This is a genomic window from Haladaptatus rarus, assembly GCF_054177585.1.
The window spans coordinates 127,486-140,199 of sequence record NZ_JBPEHG010000008.1 but is presented as its reverse complement, the minus strand read 5'-3'; the positions used below and the strand labels follow the sequence as shown (position 1 = coordinate 140,199).

Here is a 12,714-nt window from a genome sequence, read left to right as displayed (position 1 = left end):
AATAGAAGTGTGAACTGCTGAACGACCAATTCAGCCGAAATCTGAAATCGGTTCTCTCACCACCGAACAACCCAGTCCACTCCGTTTCGATATCGTGGGCACGTTGCATTAGCGCCTTATATCTTGCACCAGCTTGACGAGTCACCACGCTGCTGTCACAACCGGGTTGCTGAATATAGAAGATAAATTCAGCACAACCGTCAGTACGTGACAGGAGATGAGTCCAGGGTCATCATTACAGTAAAGTAATCGCAAGCGGATAGAACGGCTGATATCCGCCTGCTTGCCTCACTCGACCGGCTGGGCCTCGGGGAACTGATAGCTCCCGTTGATAATCGGCTCGCGTGGGTCGTAGAACCGGAACAGATAGCGCCATCCCTCCGGAGTGTAGAGGAAGTTCTTCTGGTCAGGGTCGCCACCGAAATGCACTGTGACACTCCCGTCAGCGTTCCGGTCTGCGGTTACGTTGCTCACAGTATAAGCATCGTACTTGTTCTTTACAAAGGATAGGCGACGGTTGTAGACGCTGATCGACCAGAAGCCGTCGACAGGGGCGTCCTTGACTGTGAGTGTGTATGGCGTTGTGCCGTCATTCTGGTCGGGAGTTCGTTGGAGGATTACTGCTTCTGACGGTTCCGGGACGCCAGTCCACCCCGACGCACTGGAGATGAAAAATTTCACAGGGTCGACCTGGCCAACGTCACCGAATGCGTCCGACCAGTTGTCTATCGTGTAATAGAGTGTTCTCAGCGCGTCGTCTATCTGTTCGAGTGATTGCGGATCCCAATTGGGAATCTCGAACGGTCCAGCCGACGATTGCACCACGCTGATCTGATCCTGGAGTTGACGGACTTGTTTCACATCGGCCGGGTCGTCAGCGTTGACGAACGTGCGGAACACGATACCAGCATACTGCGTGCCGATCTGGTCCTGCGTCAATGTGTACGTGCCAGGTTCGGTGACGCTCAGCTTCACATATTGATCTTCATTCTGGACGTTCATCGACTGATATCGGTCACCGGTGTCTGGTTTCGTGATAGTGACGGGCTCGGTCATATCGAACACCCCGAGTGAGTAGAGTGAGTCACGTTGCTCCCCGATGCCCAACTCACTCTTTGCACCGATGGGAGAAAGATTTCGGACATGATAGAACTGTCCGAACCCGCCCTTGCTAACGATTGGCTGGAATACAGCATGACAGTAGGCACGTGGGAAGTTCGCCCATGTCACTGGGACAGCATCGGTATTGTCCGTCGTCTGTTGCTCGGCTTGGTTGGTAGTCTGGGTCGATGTGCTTTGGTTGGCACTGGCACTACCGATGCCCATCGCGAGCAAGCCGGCAAGTCCTGCTCCTTGAAGCGCACTGCGGCGGGTTGCCCGCAATGGTTTGGAGTTCGATTCTGCGTCATTCAGCGTGTCGGGTGTCTCGTTACTCATGGTTGGTACCTGTGTTTCTCTGCTCGCCTTTGCAAGCTGCTTGCTTGAAGGGGAAGACGCGCTTCCAGTCGTCTTTCATACTGACGACGATCCAGCCGTTCTCCGCTGCCACGTTTGTCAATGTTTGGGAAGGCTTGTCGGACGTGACACCGAGCTCTTGGTCCCAAGGATAGGCATACTCACGCGCGGCGTCGTCGTGGTTAACCAGCATGAGCAGCCGCGGGCCGTCCCCTGCCCCGGTCCACTCAAGCATCTGGCGGTCTCCGGCGGAGTTGCCGACCGCCATGATGGGTCGCCTGCCGATGAATTCTTGGATAGCAACCGGTTTACCGCCACCGTCGGCGACAAAATCGATCTTTGGCTCCTTTATCAGCACCGGCTTGCCGTCTCGGACCTCATAGCGGAGCTTTCCGCTCGAGCCGATCACCTGCTCTGGGGGAATCCCGTACGTCGTTTCGGACATCTGGCGAATGAACTCGACGCCACCACCGGAGACGATGAAGGTCTTGAACTCGTTCGCCCGCAGAAACGAGAGCAGCTCCAGCATCGGCTGATAGGCCAGTTCGGTATAGCGCCGATTGAAGCACGGATCACGTGCCGTCTTCAGCCAGTTGGTCACGATGGCGTCGAACTTGGTCGTGGTGATTCCGGCGTGTGTGGCAGCGAGTAGTTCGACCCACTCTTCCTGGCCCAGCGCCGCCAGCGTCTCGAGGTCGTTGTCCAGCGCCGCCTTGTAGGGCTGTTTGTTCTTCCATTCCGGGTGCTGGGGGGCCATCGCTTGTATTCGGTCCACTGTGAAGGCGAGCTGGACGTATGTCGGACGCTCAATCCACAGCGTACCGTCGTTGTCGAACGTTGCGATGCGCTCATCGGGTGGTACGAAATCGGGGGAATCTGGCGTCGTCACCTTCTCGACGAACGCAAGTATAGCCTGCTTGGCCCTCCCGTCGTTCCAGGATGGAAGCGGGTCAGAGGCCTTGTTCCAACTCTGGTGGGCGTTCGCACTCGGAACGGTTTGCTGGGCCGTGGCGCTGTCAACGCCCATCGCAAGTAAGCCAGCGAGTCCTGCCCCGCGCAGCGCGGTACGACGGGTTGTCCGCATCAGTCCAGAATTCGATTCTGCGTCAGTCGGCGTGTCGGGTGTCTCGTTGGTCATAGTTGTGTCTCTTGTTCTCTCGTGCGGTGCCCAACAGCACTGCTTCATCCGGCTCGCACTCCATACGACAGACTTCTACAAAGTACTGTCTCTAAAATAACATAAATTTCAGACATAATGGTGGTAAGAACTGGTTGGCCACCTGTTCAGTTCTGATCTGAGATCTGTTGTATGTGCACTGAACAACCTCACCATCTCCTGTGTACGCTCGTGGCTGGCTTGATTCGTGTTCTGCGATCAGCACGACCGCCGAAATCGGTTATCGATGGAGGGTTTCCAGCGAGGCCGTGATTTGTGATCCGTTAGAAGAGAAGGTATACGATAGATACAGCCTCTACAGGCCGGGTGCCTCGGGGTAACTCCCCCGATGCGGTTCAGCTTGCAATCGTTAGAAAAACGATTTGAGACTGATTTCGTCATGACTCGAGAGGAATTGCTCAATACGTTTCTCACGCCACCCCAACGGCGACAACACACTCGCCGCAGCACGAACCAACAACTCCCAATAAAACCCGGTATCATACTCGTCTAACTCCTCACCTGCCAATCTCACCCGCTCCCGCGAGTCCTTCGAATCATCAACCACCACATACGACACACTCTGACCGGGCGCACGAGCCAACCCCAGATCCGCCGCCCGCTCTAGCGCCGCCACACTCCGCGTCGACTGCGTGTAGTCCTCCTTCTTCTTCGAGACACGATTCGTGATCACCAACTCATTCGGATCAATCGCCCCACGCTCAAGGCGATCGACCCACGTTCGCAACTCCTCACAAACCGCCGCTGGATCACGATACTCATCCACCGCTCGAATCAACTCCTTTTGCGCCTTATCGATATACGACGGCGTACTTCGCTGGCGACACTCGATGCCCCGATACTTGTACTCATCCTCCCCAGCGACCTTCCCGAAGTACTTCGTCAACGCACCCGCATCCGAATCACGTAACGGGACGAACGCAATCCAGTCGTAGTGAGCTTCATGCTCAAGTCGGATCTCTACCTCTTCAGAAATCTCCGAGACAAGCTTAGACAGTGACGTCTGCTCCTCCCCTTCGATTGGCGTCACCCACACACTGTCGACGATACCATGCACAATCCGCCAGCCATGCTCTTCGAGCACTGCTTTCGTCTCCAATAGATCGTCTGCGTTAGTATCTAATACTAACAACCGGTCAATCGAGAACCAACCGTAGAATCAGTCATCCACTTCTGATGGAGCAAGCGGTACCCGATCAAGACCAACAGTATCATAATCTAGTTCGGTTGAAAGTATCTGCTCGCCCTTCGTCGCGACAAGACCAGCGTGGAGAGCATCGAATGGCGTCATATGATACTCGTCGATATACGTTGCAGCTGCGAGAATCGCATCTTCGTGAATTTCTGGGACGATAGGAACGAGTTCGAGCAAGTTCGTAATAGCTCGCGGCGCATCGATCTCATACTCTGCCTCAATGTGGTCATAGAAGAGGACCAGAACCTCGGCGTACGAAAGAATGGAGGTGTGGATGTCATCGTACTCTTTGAGGGCATCCAGTGCCGAGTCTTGCAGCCAGTCGTCGTCTTTCACCAAGGCGGTGAGAAAATCGGTCTCAACGTACACAAGCTATTCCTCACTCTGTTCGTGTTCTGTCTTGCTACGATCGCGATGCCGCTCGTTGATCTGTTGAGTCGCAGACGTTCGAGCCGCTTCTTTCAGCTCGGCGGCGTCTTTGTCAGCAAACGCATCCCCGACAGCGTCTCGAAGGCCTTCAAGTGGGTCATCGTCAATCGGAATGAGTTTGATCCCGTTCTCTAGTTCGACGAGGCGATAATGCTCGCCAAATCGTTCGCGTGTTTTTTGCGGGATCGTGATACGACCCCGTTCATCAGTAGCTATTTCGGACATACCCATTATTAGATTGGAGGTGGGTATGTATAACTCTGTTCCCACAGCCGTGGCAAGTACCTATATACATATCTAGTCAAGGTCGACGCGAGAAGCGCACAGGGGGTCTGCAAGTCGAGGACAAGTATCTCGATGTTCTCGAGCACGCGAAGAACGTTGCCAAGACGAACGATGTGATGGTTGCACGACTCGGATATCGAGAGGTGGCGACGCATTACGGCTGTGCGTACAAGAATGACGGCTATCGGGTGATGGAGGAGATGGCCGAACGTGTGCCCGGCGTGACCTACAAGGAGTCTCGAACATTGTCGGTTGACGACGCGATGGGTGTCGGTGGGCATCATATCGAGATCACGTTCGCCCATCCCGATCTCGCGGGGTGGATGCGAGCACACGAAGCCAACGCGGGAGGGAACGGAGGGCGCTGATTATAGCGTTGTAATCACTGGGGTTCGACGAACCCCCTCTCGAACCAAACCACCACACGAGATTCACACCGCACTGCCGGTGACACATGGTGGTACTAGTTGGTTGGTTACGGTGGAGTACGTCTATTTCTGCATCTATTTCTGCGAAACAGAGGGGGTCGCGTTCGCGATCCCCCTCTATTACAACGTTGTAATCGACTACTCTCTAGTAACAGTCGAGGGCGGCTTGGTTGAGAACGTTCCAAAGTGTTCCGAGCTGGCGAGACAGCAGTTGAACATTACCTACCAGTCATCAGTTAGAATTGATGTGCTAGTTATAGAGGATGAATCGATCATACGAGGTAGCCAACACAGAGCGTCTGTTCAGATCCCGGGCCATGAGGTCTGCGGGAACAGCCCTGACTCAGGAAGAGATGCCGAAGATCGCGATGGCCGCCATTGCCAGGCCGACCAGGGTGATGCCCACGGCTTGTGGCCACTGCTTGTCGCGGGCGGCCAGAATCAGTGCCATCAGACACTGTATCGCGAAGAACACTGCGAACACCCGCGAAGCCATCGCGACAGCCGTGAGCACGTCGGTGACCAGCACGATCACGATGGCGCCCACGGAGAGCAGCGGGAAGGTGTACCGACGCGGAATCCGCTTGTTCGAGACTTCCACCAGGACGTCGGAGCGTGAGGCGATCGCGTTGATCGAGGCGGACGACTGGCTCCCAATGGCCAGGAGCAGCGCGAGCCAGGGGAGCACGGGGCTCGCCACCTGGGCGATCTCGAGGACCGCTTCCGGCGTCGGCTGGGGAAACACCTGCGAGAAGAGGAGGAGTGCCGACGCCGGGAAGAGCACGAAGGCGACCGTGGAGATGATCTGTGCGCTCCGCATCGTGCGGATACGGCGTGCGGCGCTGTACTCCTCGGTGAGGTACCGGGACGCCTCGAAACCCTGGACGAGCGCGAAGAAACCGAGAATCTGGCGGAGACTCTGCGTGGTCCGTGGCGGGTTGTAGGGGCGGAGCGACCAATCCCCCTGTACGGCTATGACGACGTTGTATGCTAGGAACCCGACGATGATCGCCGTGACGGCCGCGAGGTTGAAGGCCGTTATCCGATTGCCCCGCTCGTTGAGCCGGTCTAGCCCGTAAAAGTAGCCGACGGCGCCGAGGGCTACAAGCGACCCCACGGCGATTATCGTCACGAGCGTCTGGCCGTCCCCGACGTTGAAGGGAAAGATGATGGCCGAAGCCATCAGCTGCAGGTAGTAGGCGACGTTCACGAGCGAGGCGACGATCAACGCCCACTTGGCGACGTTCGAGATGCCGCGCAGGAGGCCCTTCTCGCCCATCACCGGTTCGAAATTTCGGATGTTGTAGCGCATGACTCCGCCCATCACCAAGCCGAGCACACAGAGGCCGAGCATTGTCAGGGGCGAAAAGACGCCGGTAATGTGGACGATGATCGGCGTCATCGCGACGAACCCGATATCCATGATGTTGGCGAGCGGGACAACCGTGGCCTGGTAGCGCTCCGACTTCTGGATGCGACTCGAGTAAAGCACCAGGCTCAGTGCGAGCAGCGTCACGATCACGATAATCGTAATTACGAGCATGACTTACTCCTCTGCTCAGATCGAGCGCCGCAGTGTGATAGTCCACGAGTGTGCGCAGGCCCTGAGCGAGTTTGAGATCGACGTGTCGAACGTCTCTCTCCTCAAACAGTATATTTGGAACATGTCTCTTGCTCGCAACTCCGATGTCTGTCCAGTTATAGATTATTTGTTATTTACTATCTATCTGATGATAGTGTAACCTTAACAATTCCATCGTCAATTGGTTGGTTCGGATAGGACTGTCACGCTCCCATCTCAACCGAGAAGCGCTTTCAATTCAGTAGCGTTACTGAAACCCATCACCGATTGGGGATATCAACAAGGTCGTTGCTCAGTGTTTCTCACCCAAACGACGTCAAACTTGACTCGATATACTGGCCCAATTCCTCCTCAATATCCGACTCACGCCACCCCAGCGGTGACAACACACTCGCTGCTGCACGAACCAATAGCTCCCGATAGAACCCAACATCATACGCGTCTAGCTCCTCACTCGCCAACAGCACCCGCTCTCGCGACCGCTTGTCATCGTCCACCACCACGTACGACACACTCTGACCAGGCGACCGCACCAGCCCCAAATCAGCCGCCCGCTCTAGCGCCGCCACACTCCGCGTCGACTGTGTGTAGTCCTCCTTCTTCTTCGAAATCCGATTCGTGATTACCAACTCGCTCGAATCAACAGCTCCACGCTCAAGTCGATCAACCCACGACCGCAGTTCCTCACACACCGCCTTTGGATCACGATACGCATCGATCGCTCGAATCAACGCTTTCTGCGCATCGTCGATATACGACGGCGTACTTCGCTGCCGACACTCGATCCCGCGATACTTGTACTCGTCTTCACCAGCGACCTTCCCGAAGTACTTCGTCAATGCACCGGCATCCGAATCCCGTAACGGCACAAACGATATCCAGTCGTAGTGGGCTTCGTGATTGAACCGGCATGCAGCGGTTGAAAATATTGGTGGAACCTTCACGATCATGCACCCTTCAAAGCAATCCCAAAACCCCTACTCCGTGATCGTTTTAACCACGTCCTCAACAGTGTAAAGACGAAGATTATCACGTTCATCATGGACTTCCTCCAGCGACGACGCAAATCCACTCCGGCTGAAGAGCGCATACTCATAGTCTGGCTCTTCTCCACCATTCGGTACCCAATCAATATGAGGTGCCTCTTGCTGGAGCTGAGCAAGTACGTCGTATCCCATTGGCTGTTGAGTGAATTTCACCTCACCCACGACCAACGTGTCACTGTTCGTTGGCGCAACGATATCGATTTCCCGTCCATCGGTATCCCACCACGTGTCTGGCTCTTCCGTGAACGTATACTCAGAACCGTATTCGAAGAGAATCGCCCGTTGACACAGCTGTTCGAATGTGCCACTGACAAAATCCGACAGATAGGGTTCGACGAGTTCATCGTACGCATCTGGCCCGAAGACTTCGTATCGAGATGATCGTCCATGGACGAACCGGAACCAGAACGCGAATAGTTGATCCAAGATTCGGTAGCGACTGTTCCGACTTCGCGACGGGTCAACCGTGACCGGATACTCTTGCTCGATTATCTGGAGTTCTCGCAGACGGGAGAGGTAATAGCCGGCACTATTGGCGTTGATGCTTGCAGCCTGAACAATCTCGTTTCGCTGGCGGTTCCCTTCGGCCATCGCCTTCAGCACGGCAAAGTATCGATCCACCTGGTCCAATTCCCGGTACAGAACATTTTCAGGTTCTTCATGGAGACCACCATCTCGAAGGAGCAACGTTTCTGTGATGTTCTCCTTGAGTGATTGACTGTCATCAACAGCGCGAAGATAATCCGGTGTCCCGCCAAAAACACCGTACGCCATAACCTGCTCTGCTGGATCATAGTCGGGAAAGAAGGTCATCGCCGCTCCAAATGGGAGCGGGCCAATGTTGAGCTTCCCATTCGGTCGCTTCGAGATGCGGCCGTACAACGGTGAACTACCATCAAGGGCAATGTTGTGGATCATCCCAATCGCAGAGCCAGTCAAGACGAAGGTTGCCGCTGTCTCTTCGACTTCGTGATCCCAGATACGCTGAATAATTGATGGAAGTGCCTCATTTTCGTCGACAAGATAGGGAAACTCATCGAGAATGACGATCGCATCTTGTTCAGCAAGGTATGTGAGAACATTTTCCCAATCCTTTCGAATCCGATTGATCCCAGGAAAGGCTGTTGTCGCATCAGCAATGAACGAATCGAGCTGTTGCTCGGGAGTCCCATGTGCTGCTTGGTGATAGACGGCATCCTCGCGGTTTTCGATAGACTTGACGACAAGCGCTGTTTTTCCCATTCGCCGACGACCGTATATCACACTCAAATTCGGAGAGTTGCTATTGTAGAGCTTCATGAGTCGATCAAGCTCTTTTGTTCTGTTAACGAATGGTGGCATTGTTCGCCTGTAGATTCGATGGCAACATAAAGGGCACGATTGTGTAGATAGAACTACGTTAGTTCAAGCTACATTAGTTCAAGCTACGTTATCGAATTCGGTTGTTGGACCCATGTAAACAGTCATATCTATTATAGTAGCTTGCATTGGAAAACCGGTCTATCTCATCCTATCACATTGAGCACCTACATTATCGCCTGTGTTTCGGCCTAGCTGTATTAGCCGGTTTGTAAATACGGGAGAGTTATTCTGTGCAACGAATTCAGACGTCTAAGCCGATTTTCGCCGTCTATTTTCATATAGCACATCCAACCATTTTCATATAGCATGAGTAACAAGATTCGGTCGGTTAGCAGTAAATGCGATATTCGGCAGTAAGAGGGGTTAACTCGGTGCATATATCTCTCGGAGAGTCCGAAAGCATTTGCATATAACAAATAACCTCCAGAGAATAGCCCTCCGTTATTATATGCAAATCTAACGTCGTTATATTGCTATCTGTACCTCGAAAATCGTCCAAAGTAAAGGGTAGGTACGAGGTGCAGAGAGATACGGGTAACAGAGTAGCTTGTCACGGAAGACAAAAACCCACAAAAATTAAAAATTGTCAGTATTAGAGAATAGGCGTGAAACGCAGATGACGATGTGTTTGTGAGTGTCAGAGATGTGGGCGAACACGAGAACGAGGCGAGCGGCGATCGCTCGCGAAACACAGACCTGCGACGAGTGAGTTGATGAGCTCGAAGAGTATCGTGGGGAGGCGGCAAAAGCACGTGCCCAAGATCGACAAAAGCTCGGTGGGCTCGATGACGCGACCGAAACCATGCAAGCCGATATTGACGACCTCACCGACGTTGAAGAGAAGAATAGTCGGGTTCGGGCGTCAGTCTCGCGTATAATCAACCTCGTGCGGGATTACGAGACTGAAGAGAGTGTTGACGACGACTCGCCGAACCTCGCTGCGGAAGCAACCAATGCAGGCCGCCAACTCTTCGAGACCGTCCAGCGCTCGGAACAGAATACCGAGCTCATGAACTTCCGCGAGAAGCGCGCAGAGAGTCAGCAAGTCGAGGACAAGTATCTCGATGTGCTCGAGCACGCGAAGAACGTCGCCAAGACGAATGATGTGATGGTTGCACGATTGGGCTATCGCGAAGTTGCAACGCATTATGGCTGTGCGTACAAGAACGATGGCTATCGCGTGATGGAAGAAATGGCCGAACGTGTCCCCGGCGTGACCTACAAGGAATCTCGAACGCTGTGTGTGGACGACGCCATGGGTGTCGGCGGGCATCACATCGAAATCACGTTCGCCCACCCCGACCTCGCCGGGTGGATGCGAGCCCACGAAGCTAACGCGGGAGGAAACGGAGGGCGCTAATTATAGCGTTGTAATCACGGGGGTTCGACGAACCCCCATTTCGGCGGCACCACCACACGAGATTCACACCGCACTGCCGGTGACACATGGTGGTACTAGTTGGTTGGGTACGGTGGAGTACGTCTATTTCTGCGTCTATTTCTGCGAAATGGAGGGGGTCGCGTTCGCGATCCTCCTCTATTACAACGGTGTAATCGACTACCTTCACCCGTGACAGCCCATGACGATATAACTGAGGACCTCTTGAAGTGATGAACCTCACTCGGTCTGAGCACGGTGGGAATTTCACTCGATCTTACCTCTCAAACGTCTATTGATACAAAGAGAGGAGAAAACTTATGCTATCAATCCTATAAATACACGTGAATGCACTCCTCACGACGAACGTTTCTCAAGACGACAGGTCTCACACTCAGCAGCGGGATGCTCGCGTCGATTGCTGGGTGCCTAAGTGACTCATCGGCCAGTGGCAATAGTCCAACTAAATCAACCACATCGACCCAGTCAGACGAGACTTCACCGCCGGATTTCACACAGTGGCTCCCGGATCCAACGACGACCCCGCTGCAAGATGGCTACGGAATCCGGTATTTCGACATCGCAGACATCCGTGCCCGCAAAGATTCCATCCACGAGAACGCCTACTCTATTCTCAAAATGGAGATGCAACCGCTCGCTCGCCCCTTGTGGGTCGATGTCGGCGCCGTCGATGCTGCAATGGAGATCGGTCATTCTCGTGTGGCCTTCGGATCGTTCGATCCAGAGGCTCTGGATCGAACACTCAGAGAGTACGGGCAATCGTCTGGGACAACGTCGACGCAGACGGCCACTACAACGGCAGAGTCTTCGTTGTCTGAGCCAGAAACCTACAAAGGCTTCGACCTCTACGGGCGCGACATTACCGGATTAGACACCGTCCACGCCATCTCGGAAGACGTCCTGATTAAGGCGGTTCCGATGAGAGGAGATCCGAGTGAGTACGTGAAAGCCGTGATCGATGCATCGGCTGGTGACTCGAACCATTACGGTGACAGCAATGAGTATTTTGCAGCGATGATGGGGATCGTTGACGACCCCGACGCGCTCTGGTGTTATCCGGAGGCGATGGACGGAGCAACATCGAGCCGCTTCCGGAAGGACATCATCACGGGAAGGCTCAAATCGTGGCGATTTGGGACTGAGACGACTCATCTGACATTTGCAAACACCTACCCCGACGCTGAGACGGCGGAGAGCGAAGAACTGACGGCCTTCATCGAGTCAAAATCCAAATATTTCGGTGCGTACGACGGACTCGATGTCCAAACTGAGGGCCGGCTGGCCTGGGTCGACGGCACCATTGCAACGAAAGAATTCGATTATCTGTCAGCTGGCAGCCCAAGCGATGATGGCCACACCAGCCACTAGTCCTACCGCAAGTCTTTCTGAAGGCGACTGGAATCACCTGCGGTGACGGTTGTGAGACCGAGTTATGAAACCGGAGTTAGCTAAAAATTGTTAACTGGGTTCGGTACACGATGAGATACGCAGTCAGAGAGGCCGCGGCCCAGACGATTGCTTGTGGAACTGGATTACTCCCGGCAATCGTACGTCCTGATACAAGTATCACCAGCATCCCGAGGAGTCCCCACCCGAATGCGGAGGCAGTAAGGACGAACACGTATTCGCCGAGCTGTCCGAGTGACCAATCCCCCGCAACCACGGGGTACGCTCCACCGACCGCCAGCACACCGATAATCACGTTGACTGTTGAGGCCGACGCCGGAGACCCGAGAACGGCGTTTCCAAGCGAGATCATCGGATACAACACAACAATGAACCCAAACACTGCCAGAAGGAAATCAACGGTCGCTGATACCCAAGAGACCACACCTCGCTCGGCCATCACCATAACTACATTTCGTGTTGGGACTATGAGGCATTTGTGGTCTGTGCGTAACCAGAAAATAGGCAAGTTGCATGACCGATACGCGCCCTGTATCTTGCAGCGATTCAACGAACTACCGAGCTTTTGTCATAAATGGCGTGCTGAATATAGAGCATGTAGTCAGCATCGATTGACTATCGAAAACGAGCAAGCGGGCGTGTATCTTGCTGCCGCTCAGCGAGTTGACGAGCTGCTGTCACAAGCGTCGTGCTGAATATAGAGGATGTGTCCAGCATCGGAATCCGTCGTTCAGTCCTTGTTATCTGGGTTGAACGCGTAATAGGCAATAGCTATCGAAATTCCCAATGCAACGGCCTCGAAAGTCAGATGTTCAGCGACCAGTGTGCCGAAAACGAACAGCGCCATAGCAGATGTGATGCCCGCGAGAAACGCATATTGGATACGAGAGAGACTTCGTACCCACTCATCAAGACGATGGTAGAGCCGTCTTGCGGTGCTCATAACTCA

The 12,714-nt window shown here is 54.1% G+C and carries 13 protein-coding genes; 3 read left to right on the top strand and 10 right to left on the bottom strand.

What is annotated here, in order from left to right:
- Positions 1-288: 288 nt before the first annotated feature.
- The 5 genes from ACR3FE_RS17590 to ACR3FE_RS17570 form a co-directional block, all read right to left on the bottom strand.
- Entirely contained in the window at positions 289-1,437 is a 1,149-nt protein-coding gene (locus ACR3FE_RS17590; protein ID WP_458208698.1) for a DUF1214 domain-containing protein, read from the bottom strand.
- Entirely contained in the window at positions 1,430-2,593 is a 1,164-nt protein-coding gene (locus tag ACR3FE_RS17585; RefSeq protein ID WP_458208696.1) for an HAD family hydrolase, read from the bottom strand. The genes ACR3FE_RS17590 and ACR3FE_RS17585 overlap by 8 nt, the downstream gene beginning before the upstream one ends.
- Positions 2,594-2,981: 388 nt before the next feature.
- Positions 2,982-3,731, bottom strand: coding sequence for a hypothetical protein (locus ACR3FE_RS17580; RefSeq protein WP_458208695.1), 750 nt, complete (start codon positions 3,729-3,731; stop codon positions 2,982-2,984).
- 60 nt (positions 3,732-3,791) lie between these two features.
- Positions 3,792-4,196: a PIN domain-containing protein gene (locus ACR3FE_RS17575; protein WP_083252497.1), complete on the bottom strand. Its 405-nt coding sequence runs from the start codon at positions 4,194-4,196 to the stop codon at positions 3,792-3,794.
- Positions 4,197-4,199: 3 nt separating this feature from the next.
- Complete coding sequence (locus ACR3FE_RS17570) at positions 4,200-4,487, bottom strand: AbrB/MazE/SpoVT family DNA-binding domain-containing protein (RefSeq protein ID WP_245800213.1); 288 nt, start codon at positions 4,485-4,487, stop codon at positions 4,200-4,202.
- 170 nt (positions 4,488-4,657) lie between these two features.
- On the opposite strand from ACR3FE_RS17570, the gene ACR3FE_RS17565 reads away from it, so the two are divergent.
- Positions 4,658-4,909 carry a hypothetical protein gene (locus ACR3FE_RS17565; RefSeq protein ID WP_458208694.1) on the top strand — a complete coding sequence of 84 codons (252 nt, stop codon included), beginning with the start codon at positions 4,658-4,660 and terminating at the stop codon, positions 4,907-4,909.
- Positions 4,910-5,312: 403 nt separating this feature from the next.
- Here ACR3FE_RS17565 and ACR3FE_RS17560 read toward each other — a convergent pair whose 3' ends face one another.
- From ACR3FE_RS17560 to ACR3FE_RS17550, 3 genes are all read right to left on the bottom strand, one after another.
- Positions 5,313-6,512 (bottom strand): hypothetical protein, encoded by a 1,200-nt coding sequence (locus tag ACR3FE_RS17560; protein WP_458208693.1) that lies wholly within the window; start codon positions 6,510-6,512, stop codon positions 5,313-5,315.
- Positions 6,513-6,853: 341 nt separating this feature from the next.
- Complete coding sequence (locus tag ACR3FE_RS17555) at positions 6,854-7,495, bottom strand: DNA polymerase domain-containing protein (protein ID WP_458208691.1); 642 nt, start codon at positions 7,493-7,495, stop codon at positions 6,854-6,856.
- Positions 7,496-7,528: 33 nt separating this feature from the next.
- Positions 7,529-8,938: an ATP-binding protein gene (locus tag ACR3FE_RS17550; protein WP_458208690.1), complete on the bottom strand. Its 1,410-nt coding sequence runs from the start codon at positions 8,936-8,938 to the stop codon at positions 7,529-7,531.
- Between the two features lie 823 nt (positions 8,939-9,761).
- Between ACR3FE_RS17550 and ACR3FE_RS17545 the strand changes: the two genes are divergently transcribed.
- Positions 9,762-10,319, top strand: a complete 558-nt coding sequence (locus tag ACR3FE_RS17545; protein ID WP_458208689.1) for a hypothetical protein — start codon at positions 9,762-9,764, stop codon at positions 10,317-10,319.
- 366 nt (positions 10,320-10,685) lie between these two features.
- Positions 10,686-11,726, top strand: a complete 1,041-nt coding sequence (locus ACR3FE_RS17540) for a hypothetical protein (RefSeq protein ID WP_458208688.1) — start codon at positions 10,686-10,688, stop codon at positions 11,724-11,726.
- A 76-nt stretch (positions 11,727-11,802) separates the two neighbouring features.
- Here ACR3FE_RS17540 and ACR3FE_RS17535 read toward each other — a convergent pair whose 3' ends face one another.
- Positions 11,803-12,204: a hypothetical protein gene (locus ACR3FE_RS17535; RefSeq protein WP_458208687.1), complete on the bottom strand. Its 402-nt coding sequence runs from the start codon at positions 12,202-12,204 to the stop codon at positions 11,803-11,805.
- Between the two features lie 291 nt (positions 12,205-12,495).
- Complete coding sequence (locus ACR3FE_RS17530; RefSeq protein WP_458207318.1) at positions 12,496-12,708, bottom strand: hypothetical protein; 213 nt, start codon at positions 12,706-12,708, stop codon at positions 12,496-12,498.
- Between the last annotated feature and the right edge of the window lie 6 nt (positions 12,709-12,714).

Coding starts and splice junctions, on each gene's coding strand:
- ACR3FE_RS17540 (WP_458208688.1), top strand. CDS start 10,686: ATGCACTCCTCACGACGAACGTTTCTCAAGACGACAGGTCTCACACTC.
- ACR3FE_RS17565 (WP_458208694.1), top strand. CDS start 4,658: ATGGTTGCACGACTCGGATATCGAGAGGTGGCGACGCATTACGGCTGT.
- ACR3FE_RS17550 (WP_458208690.1), bottom strand. CDS start 8,938: ATGCCACCATTCGTTAACAGAACAAAAGAGCTTGATCGACTCATGAAG.
- ACR3FE_RS17535 (WP_458208687.1), bottom strand. CDS start 12,204: ATGGCCGAGCGAGGTGTGGTCTCTTGGGTATCAGCGACCGTTGATTTC.
- ACR3FE_RS17570 (WP_245800213.1), bottom strand. CDS start 4,487: ATGGGTATGTCCGAAATAGCTACTGATGAACGGGGTCGTATCACGATC.
- ACR3FE_RS17560 (WP_458208693.1), bottom strand. CDS start 6,512: ATGCTCGTAATTACGATTATCGTGATCGTGACGCTGCTCGCACTGAGC.
- ACR3FE_RS17590 (WP_458208698.1), bottom strand. CDS start 1,437: ATGAGTAACGAGACACCCGACACGCTGAATGACGCAGAATCGAACTCC.
- ACR3FE_RS17585 (WP_458208696.1), bottom strand. CDS start 2,593: ATGACCAACGAGACACCCGACACGCCGACTGACGCAGAATCGAATTCT.
- ACR3FE_RS17545 (WP_458208689.1), top strand. CDS start 9,762: ATGCAAGCCGATATTGACGACCTCACCGACGTTGAAGAGAAGAATAGT.
- ACR3FE_RS17530 (WP_458207318.1), bottom strand. CDS start 12,708: ATGAGCACCGCAAGACGGCTCTACCATCGTCTTGATGAGTGGGTACGA.